The following is a 23300-nucleotide window of genomic DNA, read 5'->3' as shown; positions in this document are numbered from 1 at the left end:
CCGACGATCGAGCTGCCGGTCCCGTCAGTCCATCATGGGCCGTTCCGCTGCCTGCCGCACTCCTGGCCGTCCTCGACACGGGCGAGAATGCGCTGAGCCGACTGCGTGTTCCAGGGATCGGCGGCGGCCGTCAGCAGCCGGCCGGCCGTTCCCGCCGGCTCGTCGGGCGGGATGACCAGCAGCTCCCAGCGCCCCACGGTGCCGCACTCCAGGGTGATGGCCTGCGCTTCGTCGGCGGCGTCGCTCAGGACGACCTCGATCAGGTGGTCGGGCGCCGACACCGTTCCCGGGGCGTCAGGCCACGCGGCAGCACCCACCGTGACGCGGGTCACCGTACCGTGGCCGGGGTCCAGCGAGCCCACGAGCGCGGGCAGCTCCAGGGCCAGGGCGTCACAACGCGGCCACCACGCTCCGTCCAGTGGACCATGGCTGGCCTCCGGGGTGAGGCTCAGCCGCGACAGCGGCATCGTATATGTGTGCCCGTTGTCCCGTGGTGGTGTACCTGCGGCGGATGGTGTGACGGAGTCCATCGTGAGATCCCGTTCCAGGCAGCCTGGGGCCGTCCCTTTTTCGTCACTCGCCGGGAGCGGCGCCGCCCTGGTCGTGCGCCCGACATGCTCTCGGTGTCTCCCAGGCTACGCCCGGCCCGGGCCCAGGGCCGGAGGCGCCGCTACCGGCGCGTTCTCGGGGAAGAGGACCAGCACGCAGGGTGCGCCCGTACCGGGCAGCCCCACCATCTCTCCGTAGTTTCGCCAGCCCCAGGACTCGAAGGCAGCCTGGCCGGCCTGGTCTGCCGGATGGATCAGGGCGACGCCGAGCATGCTGTGCCGGTCGGCCAGCAGACGCTGTTGCAGACGGCGACCGATGTCTCGGCGCTGGGCGTGATGATGCGCCACGACCTGGGTGAGGAGCAGGAACCGGGCACAGCCGGTGAGCCGCTGGACGCCCTCCTGCAACCCCCGCTCCCAGCGGGCATGGGGGATCACCGGGAATCCGAAGGCGCACCCCACCAGCACCGTCGTTTCGGCAACCAGCAATGCAAAGCCGGGCTGTCGGGCGCTGACGGCAAGCCGCCCCAAGAAGTCGCCCCGCTCCCGGCTCGCGTTCGCTGACAAGCCCACGACGGGTTCCCCGGCCAGGTCGGCGATGTCCTCGCTCATGTCCTCCGCCTGCCAGCGGGTCAGGCGGCGGAGTCGGATCCCGTCCTTGGCGACTGGTGCACTGACGAGGCCGCCGCCCTGCGCCTCGTCGGCCGACGGAGACGCGCCCGGCACCTCACTGAGCAGGGAGGCGGAGCCGCTGACGGCGAGAAGTCGGGTGATCTGCGCGCACGGATGGTGCAGCCGCACGAAAGCATGGACCCGGTCCGCGCGTTGCGACGCCGTCAGGAAGACGTCCAGGCCCTTGGAGTCACAGGAGCCGACGGTGGTGAGATCGATGTCGATGCCGGTCACGCCGTCGCGCAGGCACTGTTCCAGCGCAGCCCGCAGCAGCGGAGCCGTGGCCGGTCCGATCGCGCCGACGAGCGTGACGAGGGCCTGCTCTCCCCGGTCACGCCGGTGGATGTCCAGACGCTGCACGACCGTCACGCCGCCCCTCGGCAGAGAAGGGCGATGACCGGGGAAGGTCGCGGAGTCGCTGTGCTCGCGGTGGCCATGATGCCGACCCGTCTCCGCACCGCCCGCTCGGGCGGCCCGGGATTCGTCTCTCGCCGAGGACGACCCGACAGGAGAGTCGGAATGCGTGATGCCCTCGGTACCCTCACCCTACGTCGTCGGCAACCGGGAATGTGGCGTCGGCCAGACTCATCCGAGCCGAGCGCATCCGCCTGCCGTGCTCTCTGCCTGACCCCTACCTACGGGATGTCCACCGCCTCCGGTCCCAACCCCGTGCAACCTAGGCCACGACGGACGTCGTCGGCACCGGCCGGCGTCACCGCGCTCGCCTCCCCCCGATGTGATCGATCACCTCCTGTTCACAGGCAACCCACAGTCTCCGCACTCCGTCCTCCGGGGGCGAGGGGCTCCCGGGTCGGCCGGGACGCCCGAGACCGGGGTCATCCAGGAGGAACTGTGATCCGTGCCCGGCGTATATGGGTGACCGCCGCCGCGTTGCTCGCGGTGGCGGGCGCATCCCCAGGGCTGGCGGCAGCAGACAGTCAGGCACCAAGAGGCGGCGGGGAGTTGACGTCGTCGGACGGCGGGGCGCTGCCGCCGGGCTGGGGGATCACCGGCGGGCGTACCGCGCCGCAGCTGGTGTGGCGGTCGGACCGGCCGGTGCCCATGGGGGACGCCCGGGTCGAATTCCGCGCGGGCGACCGCCTGTTGGGCGTGCCGCAGCCGGGCGAGGACGGGCGCACCTTCCGGCTGCCGCTCGGCGCGCGGGTGCCGGGCGGGCTGCGGGACCTGCATGTGTGGGCCGGGGGGCGGCGGTTGGACGCGCCCGTGGCGGCTGCCGGGGCAGGGCCGGCGGTGCGGCCGCCCGCGCCGCTGCCCGCGGGCGGCGTGGACCCGGGCAAGCCCGGCGCCTACCGCACCACGACTGGTGAGTACAGCCTGAAGTCGGTGCACATACCCGGCTTCGCCGCTCCGGTGGAGATGCGCGCGGTGGTGGTGGCACCGGTCGGCGCGTCCGGCAAGCGGCCGCTGGCGCTGTTCCTGCACGGCCGGCACTACACCTGCTACAAGGGCGGGCACATCACCGGCGACTGGCCCTGCGCGGCCGGCACCAAGCCGGTGCCGAGCCACCGCGGCTATCTGCGTGACCAGCGGCTCCTCGCCTCGCAGGGCTATGTGACCGTGTCGATCTCCGCCAACGGCATCAACGGCCAGGACGACACTGCCGAGGACGGCGGCGCGGAAGCGCGGTCCGCGCTGGTGCGGATGCACCTGGCCCGCTGGGCCGACTGGTCCGACCACCCGGCGTCGGCTCCGGCGGTCGTACAAAAGGCGCCGCGCGCCGACCTGTCCCGGGTGCTGCTCGTCGGGCACTCGCGGGGCGGCGAGGGCGTCAACCGCGCCGCGCTGGACAGCCTCTACCCGCCGCCCGCCGACCAGGACGGCTACCGCGGCCCGGTCCGCTGGACCATCCGCGGCACCGTCCTCATCGGCCCGACCGCCTTCGGCCAGAACCCGGTGGCCGACGTGCCGTCGATGACGATCCTGCCGGGCTGCGACGGTGATGTCTCCGACCTCCAGGGCGAGGTGTACGTCGACGGGACGCGCGGGGTCAGCACCGGCGGCGCGCTGCACAGCGCCGTGTACGTCATCGGCGCCGACCACAACTTCTTCAACTCGGAGTGGACGCCGGGCCGGGCCGCGGCGCCCGCCGAGGACGACTTCTACGACGACCCGCAGCACCCCGACCCGGTGTGCGGGAAGAAGGCGGCGACCCGGCTGACGGCCGACCAGCAGCACCGGGCCGGTTCCACCTACATCGCGGCCGCCGCGCGGCTGTTCGTCGCCGGGGACGACCGGGTGCGGCCGCTGCTGGACGGCTCCGGGAAGCGGGCGCCGTCGGCGGATCCGGCGCGGGTCCTCAGCCATGCCGTGGGCGCGGGCCGGGGTGCCGGGTTCCTGCCGGACGGCGGGGTCTCGGTGCGCGGTGCCAGGCTGTGCGACGCGGTCGATCCGAGCCCGTCCAAGGCCTGTCTGGGCCAGGGCACGAAGGGTGCCTCGCCGCACTTCGCGATGTGGGAGACCGGCCGGGAGACGGGGCGGCACGCGATCGCGCTGCACTGGACGCGCGCCGGCGCCGCCGCCCGGGTGACCGCGCCGCGGCCGCTGTCGCTGTCCGGTTCCACGGCGCTGGCGCTGCGGCTGTTCGTGCCGCCGAACTCGCACGGCACCCGGCTGGACGTGTCCGTCACCGACGCCCGGGGCCGCAAGGCGGCACTCGGCGAGGTCCGGGCCGACGGGCTGCCCGGCAGTGAGCGGACGGCCTCCTACTGGGCGCGCGAGATCCGGCTGCCGCTGACCGCGGCCCGGCGCGCCGGGCTCGATCTGCGCTCCGTCACCTCCCTGAAACTGACGCCGCGTTCGGCGTCCGGGCGGGCCTGGCTCATGGACGCGTGGGGCTGGCGGGCCGGGACCCCGGCGGTGCGCGCCGCCGAACTGCCGCGCGTGGACATCGGCCGCACGACCGTGGCCGAGGGCGACTCCGGGACCCGCACCTATCACGTGCCGGTCGAGGTGACGGGCCGGGGCAGCGGCCAGGTACGGGTGTACGTCCTGGACCCGGTCACCGGACAGGCCAAGGACCGGCTGGTGACGGTGCGTCCGGGCGGTCATGACATCGATGTGCCGATCACGGTGCAGGGCAACACGCGCTACGGCACCGATGTGTCGTACGACGTCCTGGTGAAGGCGGTGCACCGCGCGGTGGTCGGTTCCCACCGGGGCGGCATCACGGTGCACGACGACGATCCCGCGCCGCGGATGACCGTGACCCCGGTGGCCGGCCGGGTGGCCGAGGGCAAGCCGCTGACGTGGCGGCTCTCCCTGTCCGAGGCGGTCGACGTGGACATGAGCGCGTTCTTCGTCGTGGCCCCCGCATCCGCTCCGGAGCTGTCCACCAAGGACGTTCCGGCGCGCTGGCTGCGGGACAACTCCGGGGAGTCGCCCGATCCCGAGCGCCCGCTGTCCGAGGTGACCGGCCTCTATCTGTGGGTGGACATCCCGGCGGGGAAGCGCAGCGCCGACATCACCGTGCCCACCGTCACCGACCGGGTGAAGGAGCCGGCCGAGTCGGTGCGGTTCCGGCAGGTCGATCCGCGGACCGGCAAGCCGCAGACGGGCGGCCTGGAGCTGACCGGTTCGGTGCTGGACGCGTCGTAGGACGCGCGGTCCGGGTGGCCCTCAGCCGGTGAGGGTCACCCGGATCCCGACGGTGCCGTCCAGGCCCCGCCGCAGCCGGCTGCCCAGCAGGGTGAGGCGGCCGAGGACGCCGTACTTGCGGGCGATCAGGGTCCGGTAGCGGGCGGTGGTGGCCCGGTCGGCGAGCACGGCGGTGGCCGGCGTCTGGTCACCGGTGGGGTTGCCGCGTACGTCGCAGGGGCCGACCAGGACGTCGGGGCGGCGCCGGATCCGCTTGACCTTCCAGCTGTCGGCGGCCGTCCACACTCCGAGTGTGTCCCCGTCGCGCACCACCCAGACCGGGGTGGCGACCGGGGTGCCGTTCTTGCGATAGCTGGTGACCAGCAGGTACTTGCCGGAACCGAGCCGGTCGAGCCGCGTGTCGTCCATCCCGGCAGTCTACGGAAAGCCCCCGCTGCCGCCCGTCCCGCACCCGCCGCGCGCTGCGCCCGGTCAGGACAGGGCCGCCGCCATCCGCCGTATCCCTTCGGTGAGGATCTCCGGCGAGGTCGCCAGGTTCAGCCGGGCGTGGCCCGCGCCGCCGGTGCCGAAGGGCACACCCGAGGTGAGCGCGACCCGGCCGCGGTCGAGGAAGACCTGCGCGGGGTCGTCGCCCAGGCCGAGGGCACGGCAGTCGAGCCAGGCGAGATAGGTGGCCTCGGCCGGGTGGGTGCGGAGGGCGGGCAGCCGGTCGGCGAGCAGCTCGGCCAGCAGGCGGCGGTTGGCCTGGACCCCGGTGAGCAGGTCGTCGAGCCACCCGGTGGCCTCGCGCAGGGCCGCGGTGTGCGCGATGACACCGAGATGGCTGGGGGCGTGGCCGACCTCCTTGGGCAGCCGGGCGAGGTCGGCGGCGGCCCCGGGTCCGGCAAGGGCGACGGCGGCCTTGAGCCCGGCCAGGTTCCAGCCCTTGGAGGCCGACATCACGGACAGGCCGCGGTCGGCGCCGGGCACGCTCAGATACGGCACGAAGGTGACGCCGGGGGCGACGAGCGGGGCGTGGATCTCGTCGGCGACGACCCGGACGCCGTACCGCTCGGCCAGCGCGGCGACCGCCGCCAGTTCCTCCCCGGTGTGCACGGTTCCGGTGGGGTTGTGCGGACTGCACAGCAGGAACGCGGCGCGGCCACCGCCGGCCGTGGTCTTTCGGAACGCTGCTTCCAGGCGTTCGAGGTCGAGCCGCAGCCCGGTGCCGAGCGGCGCCTCGACCACCGTGCGGTCCAGGTGGGCGACGAACTCGAAGAAGGGCGGGTACACGGGCGGGTTGACGATCACCCGATCGCCGGGCCGGGTGACCAGTTTGAGCATCTCGATCACGCCGAGCATCACGTCCGGCACGACCGCGGTGCGCTCGACGGCGATCCCGTGCCAGCCCCACCGTGCGGCGGCGAAGGCGGCCAGCGCCTCGGCGTAGCCGGTCCCGGCCGCGTACCCGGTGTCGCCCAGCGCGAGGGCGTCGGTGACGGCGCGGACGACGGGTTCGGCGAGCGGCACGTCCATCTCGGCGACCCACAGCGGCAGTACGTCCTCGGGGTAGGTGCGCCATTTCACGCTGGTACGACGCCGTAGCCGCTCCAGGCCGAGGACACGCAGCGGATCGGACGCGCCGGTGGTGTGCCGCGGGATGCCGGTCATGCGGCTCACGATAGGGCGCCGCGCGGGGTGCGGGAACACGGCGTCGCGGGATGTGCGGGCCGGCCGCTGAACGCCCGGGCGTGCGGCCGCGTATGGAGGGGCGGGCCCGCGGGGAGCCGGGGGCCTGGCGCCCCGGGATTCGGCGGAGCGCGTTCGGGTTCGGTTTGGGGAGCCTTGCATGCGGCACGCACGACGACGCCTCGTCCGGCGAGTGACACGGCTGGCGGCGGTCGGCGGACTTCTTCTGGGCAGCGCGATGGTCGCCCAGTCGGCCTTGGCCGGTGAGACACCTTCCGCCGCCAGACCCCTCAGTTCCGCCACGGGTGGCGCGGGTTCCGGGACCACCGGTACGGCGCTGGTGGCGCGGCTCGGTACGGCCCGTACGGCGGGCAACTGGATCGGCGCCGACGGGCGGCCGGTGGTGGCGGTCACCGACGCGGCGGCCGCGCGGACGGTACGGCAGGCCGGGGCCGAGGCGAAGCTGGTGCCGCACAGCATGGACGAGCTGAAGTCGGCCACGGCGGCGCTGCGTTCGGCGCCCAGGGTGGCGGGTACGGCGTGGGCGGTGGACTACCGCACCAACCGGGTGGTGGTGCAGGCGGACAGCACGGTGTCGGCGGCGAACTGGGCCCGGATGTCCCATGTCGCCGCGGGGATCGGTGGTTTCGTGCACATGGAGCGGACGCAGGGCAGGTTCACCACGCGGCTGAACGGCGCCCAGCCGATCCTGTCGACCGGCGGGCGCTGCTCGGCCGGGTTCAATGTCACCGACGGGCAGAGCGACTTCATCCTGACCGCCGGGCACTGCGGCCCCGCGGGCACCACCTGGTTCGCGGGCGGCCAGGGGGACCAGCAGCTGGGCAGGACGGTGAACAGCACCTTCCCCGGCAACGACTTCTCCCTGGTGCGGTACGCCTCGGGGACGGCCGGCGCGGGCGCGGACGTGGTCGCGATCGGCGGGGGCAACGGGGTGCGGATCACCGGGGCGGCCGATGCGACGGTCGGGCAGCGGGTGTTCCGCAGCGGCAGCACCAGCGGCCTGCACGACGGCCAGGTGACCGCGCTGAACGCGACCGTCAACTACCCGGAGGGGACGGTCACCGGGCTCGTCCAGACGACGGTGTGCGCCGAACCGGGTGACAGCGGCGGCCCGCTGTTCTCGGACGGCGTCGCGCTCGGGGTCACCTCGGGCGGCAGCGGCGACTGCACGACGGGCGGGACGACCTTCTTCCAGCCGGTGGTTCCGGCGCTGACGGCACTCAAGGTCGAGCTGTTCGTGTCGCCACCGGGGACGACGCCCTCCCCCTCGCCGTCGGCCTCGAAGGGGCAGGGTGCGGTGGCGCCGAGCGCGGCCGCACCGGGCTCCCCGGCGCCGGTCACCGGTGCGGCGGAGGGGCGGACGCTGCTGGCCCGGCTGGCCGACACCCGCACCATCGGCCCCGGTCTGCTGGTGATCGCGGGCAGTCTGGTCGCGCTGGTCGCGACCCGGTACATCCGGGCCGAGCAGGACCGCAGGGCCTATCAGCAGCAGTATTCGGCAATGTGGGGCTGAGTACGGCCTACAGAGGATGCACGAGAAGGGCACCCGTGTGGTCACGGGTGCCCGGGAGGGTGAGCGCGGATGCTCGCCGAATCGATCAGGCGGCACGCTGCGGTCGGGGGGCCGCGGCGGCCCACTCCATCACGAGGCGCTGGTATTCCGCGCGCTGCTCGCTCGTCAGTGTCCCGCCCGCCCGGCGCCACAGGGCCCGGATCTCCTCGTTGACCTCCGCGGCCGATCGCTCGGAGACGGCTTCAACAGTGGTGGACATGCTGTGAAGCATATGCCGATCAACGTGAAGGCGCTGTGAGTAACTGCACTCGATACGGACATTTCAGACCGTGTTGCTCATCACGTCGATGTGTCAAGCCACGAAGGGGAGTTCACACCGGACCCTCACCCGTCCTCCTCAGGTGCCCGGCTTGCGGCCGTACACGAAGACGTCGTCCCCCTTCCTCAGCAGCGACCAGTACTTCTTGGCGTCCGTCCTGGTCATGTTGACGCAGCCGTGCGAGCCCGGCGGGTTCCACATGCTGAGACCGACCGAGTGGAAGGCCTGGCCGCCGTCGAAGAACTGGCTGTAGGGCATGGGCACGTTGTAGACGGTCGAGACGTGGTCGATGTCACGCCAGTAGATCTTCTTCAGCCCGGTGCGGGTGGTGAATCCCTTGCGGCCGGTGCGCACGGGCACCGGGCCGTAGACGAGCTTCTTCCCGTCCTGGATCCAGCTCAGCTGGAGGGTGAGGTTCACACAGGCGATCCGGCCCTTGTTCACCGGGCACGCGCCGTCCTTGTTCGGGTTCTTCCCCACGGCCTTCTGCTTGGTCATGAGGTCCATCACGCCCCAGGTCACCGGTCCGGCGTAGCCGATGGCGGGGCTGATGCCGTGCCGGTTCTGGAAGGCCCGGATCGCCGTGCAGTCGGCGGCGGACTGCTTGCCGTCGACCGGCCTCCCGAGGAACTTCTCCACCTGCTTCTGGTACGGCCCGCTCCGCGTCGTACAGCTCGCCGCCTGGGCCGGCGCGGCCGTCAGCGCGAGAGTGAGCGGCGCCACCAGCCCGGTGACGCCCAGCGCGACGACGCCTCGTCTGCGTATGTCCCCCATCACGGTCCCCTCGTCTCCCCTTTGCCCGGAGTCTCCCCCGGGTGCTCCTTTGCGCACTTCCCACGGTCTCGCCCTACTAGACCTGCTTCGCCCCGCCAGGGTTGTGGTTCCGGCCCGCCTGTGACGAAACGGTGAACTTCGTCACTGCCCGGCCGGTCCCTCCCAGCACTCCCGCAACACCCGCACCGCCCGTTCCATGGCCTCCGCTGTCGCCGTGAACGGAAGGCGGACATGGCGGGCCAGGGTGGTGCGGTCGGCGGCGAAGTGCGGGCCCGGGGGCAGTGCGACGCCCCGGGCGGCGGCCCGGGCCACCAGCTCGGTGGCGCGCGGCCCCTCGCCCAGGTGCAGCCAGAGGGTGAGACCGCCGTCCGGCACGGTGTAGGTCCATCCGGTGCCGGCGAGCAGCCCGGCGAGATGGTCGCGCTGGGCGCGCAGCCGGGCCCGCCGGTCGGCGAGCAGGCCGGCGAGGGGGTCGCCGAGGAGTTCCGCGGCGATGAGCTGTTCCAGGGGCGGTGGCGCGAGCTGGGCCTGGAGCGGGTGCTGCCGCAGGTGCCGTACGAGGTCGGCGGTGGCCCGGATCCAGCCGACGCGCAGGCCGCTCCACAGGGTCTTGCTGGCCGAGCCGAGCTGGATCACTCGCGCCCCGGCGAGATGCGGTTCGGTGCCGGGCGGGGTCCTCAAATCCAGGTCGCGCAGGGTCTCGTCGGCGAGGACGGTCAGCCCCTCCCGCTCGGCGAGCGCGGCGATCGCCCGGCGGTCCGGCCCGGACATGTGGGCGCCGGTCGGATTGTGGAAGTCGGGGACCAGATAGGCGAGCCGGGGGCGGTGCCGGCGTACGGCGGCGGTGAGGTGTCCGGTGTCCCAGCCCGCCGCGGAGACCGGCACGGGCAGCAGGCGGGCGCGGCGGGCGCGCAGCAGGGCGAGGGCGCCGGGGTAGGCGGGGTTCTCCACCACGACGGGGGCCCTGCGGTCGGTGTGCAGCTGGTCCAGGAGGAGGGTGAGGGCCGCCTGGGCGCCGGAGGTGACGAGGATCTGCTCGGGGCGGGTGGCGAGGCCGGCGCGGGTGTAGCGGTCGGCGAGCAGTTCGCGCAGCCGGGGCAGGCCCGCGGTGGCGACGCCGGAGTCGACCAGCAGGGGCGCGCTGCGGGCCGCGGCGCGGGCGAGCGCGGCGAGGTAGGCCTCGTGGGGTGCGGCGGTGACGGCGAGGGTGAGGTCGAGTCCGGCGTCCGGGGCGCCGCCCCGGTCCAGGGACCAGGGCGTGGTGCGTTCGGTGAGGCGGGCGGGCAGCCGTACGGCGCTGCCGCTGCCGTGCCGGGTGTGCAGCCAGCCGTCGTCGCGCAGCAGGGTGAGCGCGGTGACCACGGTGCCGCGGCTGACGCCCAGGGTGCGGGCCAGCTCCCGCTCGGAGGGCAGCCGGGTGCCGGCCGGGAGCCGGCCGTCGATCACGGCCTCGTGTACGGCTGCGGCCAGGGCGCGGGCGAGCGGGGCGGGGCGGGCGCGCCAGTCGCCGAGCGCGGCGACGAATCCAGTGTCCACCGCGTCATTGTGTCCCAGCGCACTGGTCCAGTTTCCGCGAAGTGGACCGGTCCTCGGGCCTGTTCCGCGGTCTACGCTGCGCCGCATGCACCGCAACCTCGCCGACGATCTCTCCCGGCTTCCCGAACTCCTCCAGTCCGCCCGTGACTTCGCCGCCCAGGAGGCGGCGGGGCTGGCCGCCCGGCCGGTCGTGGCGGCCGGCCCGCCGCCCGCGCGCGCATCCCTCCCGGACGAGGGGGCGGGAGGACAGGCCGCACTGGCCCGGTTCGCCGAGCGGTGGGCGCCCGGCTTCTCCGGTTCGGCAGGGCCCCGCTATCTGGGCTTCGTCACCGGGGGCGCGACCCCCGCCTCGGTCGCGGGCGACTGGCTGACCTCCGCGTTCGACCAGAACCTGTCGGGGGCCGGGGGTTCCTGGGCGGGTGAGCTGGAGCGGGAGACCGTGGCGTGGCTGCGGGAGCTGTTCGGGCTGAGCGAGGCGCACAGCGGGGCGTTCGTCACGGGCGCGACCGCGTCCAACACGGTCGGGCTGGCGATCGGCCGGGAGTGGCTCGGCGAGCAGCTGGGCGTGGACGTCTCCCGGGCCGGTGCGGCCGCGCTGGGCCCGGTCGACGTCCTCTCCGGCAGCCCCCACTCCAGCGTCACCAAGGCGATGTCGGTGCTGGGCATCGGCCGGGACCGGCTGCGCCCGGTGCCGCTGCTGCCGGGCAACCGGGAGGCGGTCGACGTGGCCGCGCTGGAGGCGGCGCTCGCCGAGCTGGACGGCCGGCCGGCGATCGTGGTCGCGAACGCGGGCACGGTGAACAGCGTCGACTTCGACGATCTGCGGGCGATCGCGGCGCTGAAGGAACGGCACCGCTTCTGGCTGCACGTGGACGCGGCGTTCGGTGCCTTCGCCGCCCTGTCCCCCGCGTACGCCGCGCTGGTCGACGGGCTCGACGCGGCCGACTCGGTCTGTGTGGACCTGCACAAGTGGCTCAACGTCCCCTATGACGCGGCCGTGCAGTTCACCCGGCGCCGGGATCTCCAGGTGGCGGTGTTCCACAACGCCTCGCCGTACCTCGGGCTGCCCGTCGGCGAGCCGGACTTCCTGCATCTCACCCCGGAGAACTCCCGCCGGCTGCGGGCCCTGCCCGCCTGGTTCTCGCTGGTGGCCTACGGGCGCGCCGGACACCGGGAGATCGTGGAGCGGAACGTGTCCCTCGCCCGCCGGCTGGGCGCGGGCGTCGACGCGCTGCCGGGGCTGCGGCTGCTGGCGCCGGTGCGGCTCAACGTCGTCTGCTTCACCCTGGCCGAGGACCCCACGGAGAAGCGGGTGGCGGAGCTGGCGCGGGCGGTCGCCGCGACCGGGGAGGCGTTTCTGACGCCGACGGTGTACGGCGGGGTGCCGGGGCTGCGTGCCGCGTTCAGCAACTGGCGGACCACCGAGGCCGACACCCAGCGGGTGCTGGACGCGCTGGGGGCGGCCTCGGGGTGAGGGTTCAGGGGTGGTGGCCGACCCGATGAGCCGACGGTACGGCCCGGAACCGCTGTCCGGCGGTGTCCGGGCGCGCGCCGGGCAGGCCCGGCGTCTTCGGCCGACCGCCGGACGGCGTGGTGTCAGTGGCCGCGTGCGATCCATTCCTCCAGGTGGGGGGCTTCGGCGCCGATGGTGGTGGAGTCGCCGTGGCCGGTGAGGACCTTGGTCTCGGGCGGCAGGGTGAGGAGCCGGTCGCGGATCGAGTCGATGATGGTCGGGAAGTGGGAGTAGGAGCGTCCGGTGGCGCCGGGGCCGCCCTGGAAGAGGGTGTCGCCGGTGAAGACGACGCCGAGGCCGGGGTCGTGCAGGCAGACCGCGCCGGGGGCGTGTCCGGGGGTGTGCAGGACCGTCAGGTCGGCGCCGGCGGCCTCGAAGACCTGGCCGTCGAGGAGATGCCGGTCGGGCTCGCGGTCGGGGTGGGTCATCCGCCACAGCGGCAGATCGTCGGGGTGCAGCCAGATGAGCGCGCCGGTGCGGTCGGCGAGTTCCGGGGCGGCGTCGACGTGGTCGTTGTGGGCGTGGGTGCACAGGATCGCGGTGAGCCGGCGGTCGCCGACCGCGCGGGCGATGGCCTCCGCGTCATGGGCGGCGTCGATGACGACGACCTCGTGGTCGTCGCCGACGAGCCAGACGTTGTTCTCGACGTCCCAGGTGCCGCCATCGAGGGTGAACTGGCCCTTGGTGACGAGGCGTTCGACGCGGGCGGCCATCACAGCACCACCACCGAGCGCAGCACGTCGCCGTGGTGCATCCGCTCGAAGGCCTGCTCCACCTCGTCCAGCCGGATGGTCTCGGTGACGAACGCGTCGAGCGGCAGCCGGCCCTGGAGGTGCAGGTCGATCAGCATGGGGAAGTCGCGGGAGGGCAGGCAGTCGCCGTACCAGGAGGACTTCAGCGCACCGCCGCGGCCGAAGACGTCGAGGAGGGGCAGTTCGAGCTTCATCTCGGGGGTGGGGACGCCGACCAGGACGACGGTGCCGGCCAGGTCGCGGGCGTAGAAGGCCTGCTGGTAGGTCTCGGGCCGGCCGACGGCCTCGATGACGACGTCGGCGCCGAAGCCGCCGGTCAGCTCGCGGATCGCGGCGACCGCGTCGGTCTCCTTGGAGTTGACGGTGTGGGTGGCGCCGAGGCTGCGGGCCTTGTCCAGCTTGCGGTCGTCGATGTCCACGGCGATGATCTTCGCCGCTCCGGCGAGGTGCGACCCGGCGACGGCCGCGGAGCCGACGCCCCCGCAGCCGATGACGGCGACCGAGTCGCCGCGGCCGACGTTGCCGGTGTTGATCGCGGCGCCGATGCCGGCCATCACCCCGCAGCCGAGGAGTCCGGCGACGGCCGGGGAGACCGCCGGGTCGACCTTGGTGCACTGTCCGGCGGCCACCAGGGTCTTCTCGGCGAACGCGCCGATGCCGAGGGCCGGGGAGAGTTCCCGGCCGGTGTCGGCGAGGGTCATCTTCTGCCGGGCGTTGTGGGTGTTGAAGCAGTACCAGGGGCGGCCGCGCAGACAGGCCCGGCACTGACCGCACACGGCACGCCAGTTGAGGATGACAAAGTCGCCCGGGGCCACGTCGGTGACGCCCTCGCCGACCGACTCCACGACGCCGGCGGCCTCATGGCCGAGGAGGAAGGGGAAGTCGTCCGAGATGCCGCCCTGCTTGTAGTGCAGGTCGGTGTGGCAGACACCGCAGGCCTGCACGCGTACGACGGCCTCGCCGGGCCCGGGGTCCGGCACCACGATCGTCTCGATGCGCACCGGCTCGCCCTTCCCCGGTGCGATCACGCCGCGTACATGCTGCGCCATGGGCCTGGTCCCTTCCTTCGGTGTGGCTTCGCGCTGCCGACCCTACGCGGGACCGGTGGGCGGTGGCACGGGCCACGGCGGTGATCGTGGATCTTTCCGGCCGCAGGAACACCGGGCAACGACCCCACGATGAAAGAATTTGACCGAATAAGGCCATTCTATGATGACAATCTTTTTGCAGGGTGCGGGAATCTGCCTGGTGTGTCCCCGCGGTCCGGCCGTGCCTCAATGGGGGCATGCTCCCTGACGGCCGCCCTGGACGTACCGCCTTCCTGTTCTCGGCCGGCGCCTCCCCGCGGCCCGGGGCGGGACGTGAACTGCACGCCGCCTTCCCGGAGTTCGCCACGGCCCTGGACGACATCTGCGCGCGCCTGGATCCGTATCTCGAACTCCCCCTGAAATCCGTGATGTTCGCGGCCGGCGGCACCCGGACGGCGGCGCTGCTGGACCGGGTCTCGTACAGCGGTCCGGCGGTCTTCGCGCTCCAGACGGCGCAGTACCGGCTGCTGCGCAGCTGGGGGGTCCGGCCGGACGTGGTGTTCGGCCACGCGGCCGGGCGGATGGCCGCCGCGTACGCCGCCGGGGTGTTCACGCTGGCGGACGCCTGTCACGCGGTCGGCACCCTGGCCCGGCTGCTGGACGGCCGCCCCGGTCCGGCACCGCACTCCGGCCGTACCGCCGGGATTCTCGGCGCCTACGGCCGTACGCTCGCCACCCTCCGGCCCCGCCCGCCACGGGTCCCGCTGATCTCCGACCGCACCGGCCGCCCGGTGGGCGTCGAGACGGCGGATCCGGAGTTCTGGCTGGCGGGCGCCCCGGCCCGGTGCGCGGAGGCGGCCGGCCTGCTGTACCGGGACGGGGTGCGGGTGTGGCTGGAACTGGGCGCGGAGGACGTCCTCGGCCGCGGGTTGCGCGGCTGCCTCCCCGAGGGTGGTGCCACGTCGTCCGTCCTCGCCCTGTGCCGGGACTGGCCGGCGCTGAGCGGCGGCTACGGAAGGGGACGACAGCACTGAGGGCCGCCCCGCTCGGGGACGGCCCTCGGCTGCGCTCCGGCGGTTCAGGCCTGCACGGCCGGCAGCAGGCCGGTCACCGGGGCGACGAGGTCGGTGACCTGGTGCAGCTCGCTCAGCCGGTTCAGCTCGCTGAGCTGGTTCAGCGGCCGCACCTGCTCGGAGACCCGGGGTACCTCGGCCTTGTGCTGCGCGGGGATGTCGCTGACGGTCAGCGAGTCGAGCACGGCCATGGGGTTGATCTGCCCGGAGTCCGGAGCCGCCTGGGCGAGCGGTGCGGCGAGGCCGGTGACCCCGGCGGCGAGACCGAGGGCGGCGACGATACGTCGTGTTGACATCATGCCCTCAGCAACGGCGGCGGGCCGCGCCCGGACACGGTCCGCCGGCCGCGCTCACCCGTGAGGCGGAGCACCGCGGCTGCGCTTGCCGGGGCCGCCGGGCCGGAGGAGTCTCATAGGTGGGGCCAGCGCGACCGGCTCCTCGCCGGGCCGCGGACGCCTGACGGAGGTCACCATGGGCACCACAACAGGATCCGCCTTCAACGCCGACACACTGCGCAAGGGCATCGAGGGCAACACCGGGAACACGCTGCTGGCGCTCTATGCGGACGATGCGAAGATCCGCATCGTCGACCGCGACCACCAGCCCAGCAACCCCACCGTCCTGCAAGGCCGGAACCAGATCGCCGAGCTGCTGAACGACGTCTACAGCCGCGACATGACGCACAAGCTGGAGCAGTGTGTCGTCCAGGGCGACCACGCCGCCTTCAGCGAGTCCTGCGAGTACGCCGACGGCACCCGTGTCATCGCCGAGTCGATGATCACGCTGCGCGACGGCAAGATCGCCGATCAGCTGCTGATCCAGGCCTGGGATGCGGAGGGCTAGGCGCGCCCCCGGCCGGACGGGCTGCGGAAGGAGGACCGCGAGGGTCCAGGTCACCTCCCGGCTGACCTGGACCTTCTCGGCACGGGCGGCGGTGGGCCAGACCCGCTGGACCGCTCTGCTCCGGTCGGTGCTGCGGGCGGCGGACCGTTGCGCACGGAACCGCGAGGCCGGGGGCCGGACGCGCCGTCGGTTACGCTGTCCCCCGGGCCGTGACTGGCGCTGAGGTGGAGCACCACCGGGGAGCGGCCCGTGACCGTGGATGCCGTGCGCCTGGGCGAGCAGATGCCGAACAGCTCAGGAGTGCCGCATGACCCAGGCCCGTCTCATGGACGGAACCGCCCTCGCCCGCCGCATCGTGGAGGACACCGCGAAGCGGGCCGCCGACCTCACCGCACGCACCGGTACGGCGCCCTGTCTGGCGACCGTGCTGGTCGGCGCGGACCCGGCGTCCGTGACCTACGTGCGGATGAAGCAGAACCGCTGCCGCAAGGCCGGCATACAGTCCCGGCACGTGGAGCTGCCCGCCACCACCACGACCGCCGAACTCGTCGCGACCCTGCGGGAGTTGTCCGCCGACCCGCTCGTGCACGGCATCCTGCTCCAGCACCCGGTCGGCGAACACATCGACGAGCGGGCCGCCTTCGAGGCGATCGCGCCGGAGAAGGACGTCGACGGAGTCACCTTCGCCTCCTTCGCCACGATGAGCTTCGGTCTGCCGGGCTTCGTCTCCTGCACGCCGGGCGGCATCCTGCGGCTGCTGGACGAGTACGGCGTCGACCCGGCCGGCAAGCGGGCAGTGGTGGTGGGCCGCAGCGCGATCCTCGGCAAGCCGGTGGGCATGCTGCTGCTGGCCCGGGACGCGACCGTGACGTACTGCCACTCGCGGACGGCGGATCTGTCGGCGGCGGTCCGGGAGGCGGACATCGTCGTCGCCGCGGTGGGACGGCCGCGGCTGATCCGCGGCCAGGACATCAAGCCCGGGGCGGTGGTGATCGACGCCGGATACAACCCCGGGAACGTCGGTGACGTCGACTTCGACTCGGCCGTGGAGCGGGCCTCGCTGATCACTCCGGTGCCGGGCGGCGTGGGTCCGATGACGATCGCCACGCTGCTGGAGCAGACCGTGACGGCCGCCGCCCGGCAGCTCGGAGTCTGAGGGAGCGGTCCCCCGGGTCAGGTCAGTTCAGGTCAGGGACCACTTCTGGTTGTCCCCGCCGTTGCAGCTCCACAGCACGAGCGAGGTGCCGTCGGCGGTGCCCGCGCCATAGGCGTCCAGGCACAGTCCCGCGTGGACGTTGGTGAAGGTGCCGTCGGAGCCCCGGGTCCACTGCTGGTTGTCCTGGCCGTTGCAGTCCCAGATCACCACCTTGGTGCCGTTGGCGGTGCCGCGGTTGTAGGCGTCGAGGCACTTGTCGCCGTAGACGACGAGTTCCTTGCGGGCGGTGTACGTCCAGGCCTGGTTGGCGCCGCCGTTGCAGCCCCACAGTTCGGCCTGGGTGCCGTTGGTGAGGGTGTTGTCGTAGACGTCGGCGCAGCGGCCGGACTGCTTTCCGGTCAGCAGGGTGCCGTAGGTGCCGGGCAGCGGGCGGACGGTGAGGGTGCCGAGGGCGGGACCGCCGGTGAACACGAGGGAGTTGGCGCCGCCCTTGGTCAGGTGCACCTGCACCGAGACCGTGCCCGGCGTGGCGCCGGTGGGCGGGAAGGACACCGTCGTCGGGGTCTGGCCGTTCACCTGGAGAGTGCCGGTCACGGCCGTGGCGGCGGTGTTGGTGTAGGCGATGTCGACCACGTGCACGCCGGTGCTCGCGGCGCCCACGCCGGTGTACCGGCCTGCGGAAGCGGCGCTGTAGTCGGCGCTGGCCGCCTCCGTGCCGGTCACCTTGAGCAGCACCGAGCCGCCCGCCGGGACGCTGGTGGTGTAACTCGTGGCGTAGGAACCGGTGTTCTGCCGGGCCCACAGGTCGCGCACGGTCGCCGTGGCGCCGGTCAGGCCGAGGTCGGACCAGCGCACGGTGATGCCGTGCGCGGCGGAGGTGCGGTTGAGCAGGACGACGGCGCGGTTGCCGGTGCCGGCGAGGACCTTGCCGTAGACCTGGAGGCCGGTGGTGTCCTCGGCGACCTTGACACCCTGGAGGCCGCGCGGGTCCTGGTCGACGGCGACGACCTCCGGGTTCTTCAGGATGTCCGCCGTCTCGCCGGACATGGTGGCGAGGTCGTTGCCGGCCAGCAGCGGGGCGCCGGAGATCGCCCACAGGGCCATGTGGGTGCGGTTCTGGGCGGCGGTGAGGCCGGGCATGCCGACCATCAGCATGTCCGGGTCGTTGTAGTACCCGGTGTGCTGGGCGGCCGGGTGCAGGGCCTGGTCGAAGTTGGACAGCATGTTCGTCTGCGACGGCGTGTTGCCGTAGTAGACGATGTCGGGGCTGGTGCGCCACGTGGGGGCGAGGCCGGGGGCCCAGTTCCACGGGTTCTTCTTGCCCCAGTTGCAGACCGAGAGGGTGAGCGGGCGGCCGGTGGCGGCGGCCGCCTTGGCGACGGCGGAGCTGATCGCCTTGTACGTCGTCGCCGGGTCCAGCCCCTCGACGTCGCCGCCGCACCAGTCGACCTTGACGAAGTCGAAGCCCCACTTCGAGAACTGGAGCATGTCCTGGTCGTAGTGGCCCTCGCTGCCGGTGTTCGGGGCGGCGGGGCGGCCGGTCGGGTAGTAGTAGCCGCAGCCGTTCTTGCCGGCGTCGGTGTAGATGCCGGCCTTCAGGCCCTTGCTGTGGATGTAGTCGGCGATGGCGCTCATGCCGCCCGGCCACTCGGCGGTGTTGACCGTGATGGAGCCGTCGGCGGCCCGGGCGCCCTGCCACCAGCCCTCGTCGATGTTGACGTAGCGGTAGCCGGCGGCGGGGAGGCCGGCCGCGACGAAGGCGTCGGTCTGCTGCTTGATGACGTTGTAGTCGATCTTGGAGGCGAAGCTGTTCCAGGAGGCCCAGCCCATGGGGGCGGTGGGCACCGGGATCTGACGGTCCGTCGCCGCCTGCGCCGGGCCGGGCTGGGCGAAGAGCAGGGCGGCCACCGCCGTCAGCGCGAGGACGAGTGCGCGCACGGCGACGCGTCGGGGTGGGCGGTACATCGGTGCCTCCGTGTGCGGGACGGACTCAACACTGACCGGGATTTCGAACGGATATCGACTCATCGAACAAACTCCGCGCCGACGGTAGAGCCGGCCGAGGGGGAAGTCAACGGCTGCGACAGGGGTGAAGTCGGCCTGATTCGCGGGTTGTTCGGGGCGCTGCGGGAGCACCGGCGCCATACTGGTGGCCGTGCGTGTTGCGATCATGACGGCGGGTTCCCGGGGTGACGTCGCCCCCTACACCGGGCTGGGACACCGGCTCGCCCTGGCCGGCCACGAGGTCACCCTGGTCACCCACGGCCGCTTCGAGCCGCTCGTCGCGGGGTCCGGCGTACGGTTCCACCCGCTGCCGGTGGATCCGCGGGCGGAGCTGGAGTCGCCTCAGGGGCGGGGCCTGCACCGCAGCGCGAGCGGGGCCGGCAAGCTGGTCCGGATCGTGGAGATGGCGCGGCGGCTGGTCGGTCGGATGACGGACGATCTGCTGGCCGCGGCCCGGGAGAGCGACGCCCTGCTGCTGTCGGCGTCGCTCGCCCCGCTGGGGCACACCATCGCCGAGGGGCTCCGACTGCCCAGCATGGGCGTCTATCTCCAACCCCTCGCCGCCACCCGGGAGTTCGCTCCCCCGGTGCTCGGTCACGGCAACTGGGGGGCGGCGGTCAACCGGGTCGCCGGGCACGGGGTGGGCCTCGCCGTGGAGCGCATCTTCGCGGCCGCCGTGCCCGAGGTGCGGGCCCGGCTGGGCCTGCCCGCACGGCGCCCCGGTGCCGCGCGCCGCGCCCGGGAGCGGCGGCACTGGCCGGTGCAGCACGGTTTCAGTCCGTCGGTGGTCCCGCGGCCCCGCGACTGGCGGCCCGGACTCGAGGTCAGCGGCTACTGGTGGCCGTACGACACCCCGGACAGCCGACTCCCGCAGCAGCTCGAGGAGTTCCTCGACGCCGGGCCGCCACCGGTGTTCGTCGGGCTGGGCAGTGCCACCGTGCCGGACGCCGGCCGGCTCAGCGCCCGGGTGGTCGCGGCGCTGCGGCGGGCCGGGCTGCGCGGGGTGATCCAGCGCGGCTGGGCCGGGCTCGCCGCCGACGGCGACGACATGCTCTGCATCGGCGACGTACCGCACTCCCTGCTGTTCCCCCGGATGGCCGCCGTGGTGCATCACGCGGGGGCGGGCACGACGGCCGCGAGCCTGCGCGCCGGGGTGCCGGCCGTGCCGGTGCCGGTGCAGTTCGACGCCGGTTTCTGGTCCGCGCGGCTGGTCGCCCTCGGCGTCGCACCGGACGCCGTACCGCTGCGCTGCCTCACGGCGGACACCCTCGCCACAGCCCTGGCCCGGGCCACCCGCGAACCGCGACACCGGGACCGCGCCCGAACCCTGGCCACCCGCATCCGCGCCGAGGACGGCGCCGCGGCGGTCCTGGCGGCGGTGAACCGCCTGGCCGCCTGAAACCGCCCACGGCCGCCGACGCCCGCACCCCCGTCGTCGCCGACCAGATCAGCCAGGGGCGACCGCCATGCCGCCGGATACTGGCCCGCGCGGCAGCGGAAGGACGGCGGCACGGGCGGCAGCGGACCCACTGGGCGACTGAGGCCACACGCCATCGGCCAGTAAGGCCGCCGACGTCCCCGCCTGCCGGCCCCGCCGACCAGGTCAGCCGCACCCGCTCGCCGATGGCCCCCATCCCTGGCGTCGCCGACCAGGTCAGCCAGAGGGGACTGCGCTCTACCGCCCGGTCAGGCCGGGGTGAGGACCATGCGGAAGCGGGCGGCGCCGGAGAGCATCTTCTGGTAGGCCTCGGCCACCGCGTCCAGCGGCAGGGGCTCGGTCATCGGGCGGATGCCGTGCAGGGCGCTGAAGGCCATGGTGTCCTCGACGTCCTGCGCGGTGCCGGACGCGTGACCGCGCAGCGTCCGGCCCGCCATGATCAGCTGGACCGGGCTCACGCCCAGCGGTTCCGTGTCCGCGCCGATGACCACCAGCTGCCCGCGCGGGGCGAGCCCGTCCACGGTGGCGGAGATGGCCTCGGAGCTGCCGGCGGTGGCGAGCACGACCTCGGCGCCGCCGAGCGACTGAAGCGCCTCGGCGACCGGGGTCCCGGAGGTGCTGTCGACATAGTGGTGGGCGCCGAGCTGCTTGGCGAAGTCGCCCTTCTCGGGGCCCCGGGCGATGGCGACGGTCTCGAAGCCCATCGCGGCCGCGTACTGCACCGCGAGATGGCCGAGGCCGCCCAGACCCAGTACGGCGACCAGGTCGCCGGGCCGGGCGGGGCTGAGCCGCAGCCCGTTGTACACGGTGACACCCGCGCAGGCCATAGGGCCCGCGTCGACCGCGGACAGCGCGTCGGGGATCCGGGTCAGCGCGTCGAGGGGCGCGACCACCTGCTCGGCGAAGCCACCGTCGTAGGCCCAGCCGGGCACCTTCAGGTTCGCGCACATCACGAAGTCGCCGCGCCGGCAGGACCGGCAGTGGCCGCACGCGCCGCCGAACCAGCCGACCGCCACCCGGTCGCCGGCCTGCCACCCTCGGCCCTCGGCGCCCTCGCCCAGCTCCTCGATCCGCCCGGCGATCTCGTGCCCGGGCACCACCGGAAAGGTGACGCCCGGTAGCCCGGCGTTCACGAAGAACGCGTCGCTGTGGCAGATCCCGCACGCCTCCACGCGGATCCGCACCTCTCCCGGCCCCGGCCGGGGCATGTCCCGTTCCACCAGCTCGAACGGACCGCCCGCCGTCGCCACCTGCGCGACTCGATAGACGCTCATCTCGTGTCTCCCGGAGAAGCGGAAAAGTGGGCCCCAGAACCAGCAGACCAGCTCCGGGCCGCTCCCGCGCGCCGAACGCCCGCCGCACCCCGGGAGCAGCGGTCGTGCACACGTCTTGTCGAGAGGCCCCCTCCTTCCTTACTTTTCAGTAAGTTCGCTGTGAAAGCACGTGCGTTCAGCTCCCCTCCCGAGGAAAGAGAGAGCAGTCATGCCTGCCCCCAGAACCAGGCACCTGTGCTCCATGGCCGCCGCCCTCGTCCTGACCGTCGCCGCTCCGGCGACCGCCGCCTCCGCCGCCGCGTCGGACCCGTCCGGCGGCCTGCGCGAGGTCCTGTTCGTCGGCAACAACTGGGACGGCACCGCCGATGTCGTCGCCTCCTCCGGCGGCTTCGCGAAGATCGGCCGGATCGATGTCGTACCGGACAAGGACCAGCGGCTGGCGGAGATCAAGGCCGACCCGATCAAGTGGATCTACTACACCTCCATCCGCGACCAGGTCGGCGAGGGCCACGACCAGTACGTGGACGACATGTACTCCACGCCGGACGGCAGGTCGGTGGTCGTCTCCCGGCCCAGCTTCGCCGACGTGGTCTCCATCGACCTGGCCACCGACACCGTCAACTGGCGCTTCCCGGTGGCCGGTTACCGCGCCGACCACATGGCCGTCTCCCCCGACGGCACCCGGGTCGCGGTCTCCGCCTCCACCGCGAACAAGGTGCAGGTGCTGGACATCCGTACGGGGAAGGAACTCGGGGAGTTCGGCACCGGCGACAAGCCGCACGAGAACTTCTTCACCGACGGCGGCAGGTACATCTGGAACATGTCCATCGGCGAGGTCACCACCTCGCTGGACGCCCCCGGCTGGGACTGGACCAAGGGCGACCGCCATATCACCGTGGTGGACGCGACGACGTACAAGCAGGTCAGAACCATCGACATGCGGCAGCGCCTGGACGCGGCCGGGCTGAAGGACTTCTCCGACGCGGTACGGCCGGCCGCCTTCAGCCCCGACTGGTCGAAGCTCTACTTCCAGGTGTCGTTCTTCAACGGCTTCCTCGAGTACGACGTCGCCACCGACAAGATCACCCGGGTGAAGACGCTGCCGGAGAACCCGGCGACCAGCACGGACCGCACCACCTGGCTGCTGGACTCGCGCCACCACGGCATCTCCATGAACCCGGAGGGCACCAAGCTGTGTGTCGCCGGGACGATGGACAACTACGCCACCGTGGTGGACCGGGCCTCCTTCGACGTCGGCCCGCTGATCACGGCGTCCACACCGTACTGGGCGACCGTGAGCGGCGACGGCCGGGACTGCGTCATCTCCGAGGCCGGTGCCGACCGGATCACGGCCATCGACTTCGCCACCGGCCAGAAGGTCCTCTCCGTGCCGGTCGGCGACCACCCGCAGCGCGTCCGGCTCGGCCATGTGCCGGCCGACTGGACCGGTCCGCAGGGGAGTTGAGGACCCCCTAGGACCCGCTGAGCACCGTACGGCCTCCGGGACGCCCCACTCGCCCGGAGGCCGTACGGCCCGTCCACCGGCCACGGCG

At 73.2% G+C, this 23300-nt stretch carries 20 protein-coding genes and 1 riboswitch; of the genes, 8 read left to right on the top strand and 12 right to left on the bottom strand.

Translation table 11 applies throughout. The annotated features are described in order from the left end of the window. Nucleotides 1-32: 32 nt before the first annotated feature. Together ACZ5CZ_RS09860 and ACZ5CZ_RS09855 are read right to left on the bottom strand one after the other, a co-directional pair. Entirely contained in the window at nucleotides 33-467 is a 435-nt protein-coding gene (locus ACZ5CZ_RS09860; protein ID WP_385842520.1) for a DUF5994 family protein, read from the bottom strand. A 168-nt stretch (nucleotides 468-635) separates the two neighbouring features. Then, complete coding sequence (locus ACZ5CZ_RS09855) at nucleotides 636-1589, bottom strand: STAS domain-containing protein (protein WP_468940946.1); 954 nt, start codon at nucleotides 1587-1589, stop codon at nucleotides 636-638. A gap of 483 nt (nucleotides 1590-2072) precedes the next feature. Here ACZ5CZ_RS09855 and ACZ5CZ_RS09850 point away from each other — a divergent pair, with 483 nt between their 5' ends. Beyond that, nucleotides 2073-4835, top strand: coding sequence for a hypothetical protein (locus ACZ5CZ_RS09850; RefSeq protein ID WP_468940943.1), 2763 nt, complete (start codon nucleotides 2073-2075; stop codon nucleotides 4833-4835). A gap of 21 nt (nucleotides 4836-4856) precedes the next feature. On the opposite strand, the gene ACZ5CZ_RS09845 is transcribed toward ACZ5CZ_RS09850, so the two are convergent. Beyond that, nucleotides 4857-5243, bottom strand: a complete 387-nt coding sequence (locus tag ACZ5CZ_RS09845) for a PPOX class F420-dependent oxidoreductase (protein WP_385842517.1) — start codon at nucleotides 5241-5243, stop codon at nucleotides 4857-4859. A 63-nt stretch (nucleotides 5244-5306) separates the two neighbouring features. Further along, entirely contained in the window at nucleotides 5307-6485 is a 1179-nt protein-coding gene (locus tag ACZ5CZ_RS09840) for a MalY/PatB family protein (protein ID WP_385842516.1), read from the bottom strand. A 178-nt stretch (nucleotides 6486-6663) separates the two neighbouring features. Here ACZ5CZ_RS09840 and ACZ5CZ_RS09835 point away from each other — a divergent pair, with 178 nt between their 5' ends. Next, nucleotides 6664-8037 carry a S1 family peptidase gene (locus ACZ5CZ_RS09835; protein ID WP_468940939.1) on the top strand — a complete coding sequence of 458 codons (1374 nt, stop codon included), beginning with the start codon at nucleotides 6664-6666 and terminating at the stop codon, nucleotides 8035-8037. An 85-nt stretch (nucleotides 8038-8122) separates the two neighbouring features. Here ACZ5CZ_RS09835 and ACZ5CZ_RS09830 read toward each other — a convergent pair whose 3' ends face one another. From ACZ5CZ_RS09830 to ACZ5CZ_RS09820, 3 genes are all read right to left on the bottom strand, one after another. Then, on the bottom strand, nucleotides 8123-8308 hold the full coding sequence (locus ACZ5CZ_RS09830) for a hypothetical protein (protein ID WP_450783665.1): 186 nt from the start codon (nucleotides 8306-8308) through the stop codon (nucleotides 8123-8125). A gap of 126 nt (nucleotides 8309-8434) precedes the next feature. After that, nucleotides 8435-9130: a L,D-transpeptidase family protein gene (locus ACZ5CZ_RS09825; RefSeq protein ID WP_385842511.1), complete on the bottom strand. Its 696-nt coding sequence runs from the start codon at nucleotides 9128-9130 to the stop codon at nucleotides 8435-8437. A 141-nt stretch (nucleotides 9131-9271) separates the two neighbouring features. Beyond that, nucleotides 9272-10666 (bottom strand): aminotransferase-like domain-containing protein, encoded by a 1395-nt coding sequence (locus ACZ5CZ_RS09820; protein WP_385842510.1) that lies wholly within the window; start codon nucleotides 10664-10666, stop codon nucleotides 9272-9274. A gap of 85 nt (nucleotides 10667-10751) precedes the next feature. Here ACZ5CZ_RS09820 and ACZ5CZ_RS09815 point away from each other — a divergent pair, with 85 nt between their 5' ends. Then, on the top strand, nucleotides 10752-12140 hold the full coding sequence (locus ACZ5CZ_RS09815; RefSeq protein ID WP_468940935.1) for a pyridoxal phosphate-dependent decarboxylase family protein: 1389 nt from the start codon (nucleotides 10752-10754) through the stop codon (nucleotides 12138-12140). 122 nt (nucleotides 12141-12262) lie between these two features. Here ACZ5CZ_RS09815 and ACZ5CZ_RS09810 read toward each other — a convergent pair whose 3' ends face one another. Then, nucleotides 12263-12892: an MBL fold metallo-hydrolase gene (locus tag ACZ5CZ_RS09810; protein WP_468940933.1), complete on the bottom strand. Its 630-nt coding sequence runs from the start codon at nucleotides 12890-12892 to the stop codon at nucleotides 12263-12265. Continuing rightward, nucleotides 12892-13980 (bottom strand): S-(hydroxymethyl)mycothiol dehydrogenase, encoded by a 1089-nt coding sequence (locus ACZ5CZ_RS09805; protein ID WP_468940930.1) that lies wholly within the window; start codon nucleotides 13978-13980, stop codon nucleotides 12892-12894. The genes ACZ5CZ_RS09810 and ACZ5CZ_RS09805 overlap by 1 nt, the downstream gene beginning before the upstream one ends. A gap of 236 nt (nucleotides 13981-14216) precedes the next feature. Here ACZ5CZ_RS09805 and ACZ5CZ_RS09800 point away from each other — a divergent pair, with 236 nt between their 5' ends. Continuing rightward, entirely contained in the window at nucleotides 14217-14993 is a 777-nt protein-coding gene (locus ACZ5CZ_RS09800; protein ID WP_468940928.1) for an acyltransferase domain-containing protein, read from the top strand. 44 nt (nucleotides 14994-15037) lie between these two features. On the opposite strand, the gene ACZ5CZ_RS09795 is transcribed toward ACZ5CZ_RS09800, so the two are convergent. Next, the gene (locus tag ACZ5CZ_RS09795) at nucleotides 15038-15331 is read right to left on the bottom strand and encodes a hypothetical protein (protein ID WP_385842503.1); all 294 of its coding nucleotides are present in this window, start codon (nucleotides 15329-15331) and stop codon (nucleotides 15038-15040) included. Nucleotides 15332-15503: 172 nt separating this feature from the next. Between ACZ5CZ_RS09795 and ACZ5CZ_RS09790 the strand changes: the two genes are divergently transcribed. Both ACZ5CZ_RS09790 and ACZ5CZ_RS09785 read left to right on the top strand, forming a co-directional pair. After that, a complete protein-coding gene (locus tag ACZ5CZ_RS09790; RefSeq protein ID WP_385842502.1) occupies nucleotides 15504-15875 on the top strand; it encodes a nuclear transport factor 2 family protein in 372 nt (123 codons plus the stop codon). Between the two features lie 199 nt (nucleotides 15876-16074). After that, a riboswitch (ZMP/ZTP riboswitch) is annotated at nucleotides 16075-16158 on the top strand. Between the two features lie 24 nt (nucleotides 16159-16182). Continuing rightward, complete coding sequence (locus ACZ5CZ_RS09785; RefSeq protein WP_468940924.1) at nucleotides 16183-17031, top strand: bifunctional 5,10-methylenetetrahydrofolate dehydrogenase/5,10-methenyltetrahydrofolate cyclohydrolase; 849 nt, start codon at nucleotides 16183-16185, stop codon at nucleotides 17029-17031. 27 nt (nucleotides 17032-17058) lie between these two features. Here the strand turns inward: ACZ5CZ_RS09785 and ACZ5CZ_RS09780 are convergent, their stop codons facing one another. Next, nucleotides 17059-18996 carry an RICIN domain-containing protein gene (locus tag ACZ5CZ_RS09780; RefSeq protein ID WP_468940922.1) on the bottom strand — a complete coding sequence of 646 codons (1938 nt, stop codon included), beginning with the start codon at nucleotides 18994-18996 and terminating at the stop codon, nucleotides 17059-17061. A 205-nt stretch (nucleotides 18997-19201) separates the two neighbouring features. On the opposite strand from ACZ5CZ_RS09780, the gene ACZ5CZ_RS09775 reads away from it, so the two are divergent. Next, nucleotides 19202-20434: a glycosyltransferase gene (locus ACZ5CZ_RS09775; RefSeq protein WP_468941420.1), complete on the top strand. Its 1233-nt coding sequence runs from the start codon at nucleotides 19202-19204 to the stop codon at nucleotides 20432-20434. A 287-nt stretch (nucleotides 20435-20721) separates the two neighbouring features. Here the strand turns inward: ACZ5CZ_RS09775 and ACZ5CZ_RS09770 are convergent, their stop codons facing one another. Further along, nucleotides 20722-21747, bottom strand: coding sequence for an alcohol dehydrogenase (locus ACZ5CZ_RS09770; protein WP_468940919.1), 1026 nt, complete (start codon nucleotides 21745-21747; stop codon nucleotides 20722-20724). Between the two features lie 208 nt (nucleotides 21748-21955). Here ACZ5CZ_RS09770 and ACZ5CZ_RS09765 point away from each other — a divergent pair, with 208 nt between their 5' ends. Further along, complete coding sequence (locus tag ACZ5CZ_RS09765) at nucleotides 21956-23212, top strand: YncE family protein (protein ID WP_385842498.1); 1257 nt, start codon at nucleotides 21956-21958, stop codon at nucleotides 23210-23212. The last annotated feature ends 88 nt before the right edge of the window (nucleotides 23213-23300 follow it).

Source organism: Streptomyces sp. NPDC031418, from assembly GCF_055581605.1.
The sequence above is the reverse complement of the archived record's forward strand: the minus strand, read 5'-3'. Positions and strand labels throughout refer to the sequence as shown.

What these genes read in the sequence shown, in the direction of transcription:
- ACZ5CZ_RS09860 (WP_385842520.1), bottom strand. Translation starts at nt 467, where the DNA reads ATGCCGCTGTCGCGGCTGAGCCTCACCCCGGAGGCCAGCCATGGTCCA.
- ACZ5CZ_RS09845 (WP_385842517.1), bottom strand. Translation starts at nt 5,243, where the DNA reads ATGGACGACACGCGGCTCGACCGGCTCGGTTCCGGCAAGTACCTGCTG.
- ACZ5CZ_RS09840 (WP_385842516.1), bottom strand. Translation starts at nt 6,485, where the DNA reads ATGACCGGCATCCCGCGGCACACCACCGGCGCGTCCGATCCGCTGCGT.
- ACZ5CZ_RS09835 (WP_468940939.1), top strand. Translation starts at nt 6,664, where the DNA reads ATGCGGCACGCACGACGACGCCTCGTCCGGCGAGTGACACGGCTGGCG.
- ACZ5CZ_RS09830 (WP_450783665.1), bottom strand. Translation starts at nt 8,308, where the DNA reads ATGCTTCACAGCATGTCCACCACTGTTGAAGCCGTCTCCGAGCGATCG.
- ACZ5CZ_RS09825 (WP_385842511.1), bottom strand. Translation starts at nt 9,130, where the DNA reads ATGGGGGACATACGCAGACGAGGCGTCGTCGCGCTGGGCGTCACCGGG.
- ACZ5CZ_RS09815 (WP_468940935.1), top strand. Translation starts at nt 10,752, where the DNA reads ATGCACCGCAACCTCGCCGACGATCTCTCCCGGCTTCCCGAACTCCTC.
- ACZ5CZ_RS09810 (WP_468940933.1), bottom strand. Translation starts at nt 12,892, where the DNA reads ATGGCCGCCCGCGTCGAACGCCTCGTCACCAAGGGCCAGTTCACCCTC.
- ACZ5CZ_RS09805 (WP_468940930.1), bottom strand. Translation starts at nt 13,980, where the DNA reads ATGGCGCAGCATGTACGCGGCGTGATCGCACCGGGGAAGGGCGAGCCG.
- ACZ5CZ_RS09800 (WP_468940928.1), top strand. Translation starts at nt 14,217, where the DNA reads ATGCTCCCTGACGGCCGCCCTGGACGTACCGCCTTCCTGTTCTCGGCC.
- ACZ5CZ_RS09795 (WP_385842503.1), bottom strand. Translation starts at nt 15,331, where the DNA reads ATGATGTCAACACGACGTATCGTCGCCGCCCTCGGTCTCGCCGCCGGG.
- ACZ5CZ_RS09790 (WP_385842502.1), top strand. Translation starts at nt 15,504, where the DNA reads ATGGGCACCACAACAGGATCCGCCTTCAACGCCGACACACTGCGCAAG.
- ACZ5CZ_RS09785 (WP_468940924.1), top strand. Translation starts at nt 16,183, where the DNA reads ATGACCCAGGCCCGTCTCATGGACGGAACCGCCCTCGCCCGCCGCATC.
- ACZ5CZ_RS09780 (WP_468940922.1), bottom strand. Translation starts at nt 18,996, where the DNA reads ATGTACCGCCCACCCCGACGCGTCGCCGTGCGCGCACTCGTCCTCGCG.
- ACZ5CZ_RS09775 (WP_468941420.1), top strand. Translation starts at nt 19,202, where the DNA reads ATGACGGCGGGTTCCCGGGGTGACGTCGCCCCCTACACCGGGCTGGGA.
- ACZ5CZ_RS09770 (WP_468940919.1), bottom strand. Translation starts at nt 21,747, where the DNA reads ATGAGCGTCTATCGAGTCGCGCAGGTGGCGACGGCGGGCGGTCCGTTC.
- ACZ5CZ_RS09765 (WP_385842498.1), top strand. Translation starts at nt 21,956, where the DNA reads ATGCCTGCCCCCAGAACCAGGCACCTGTGCTCCATGGCCGCCGCCCTC.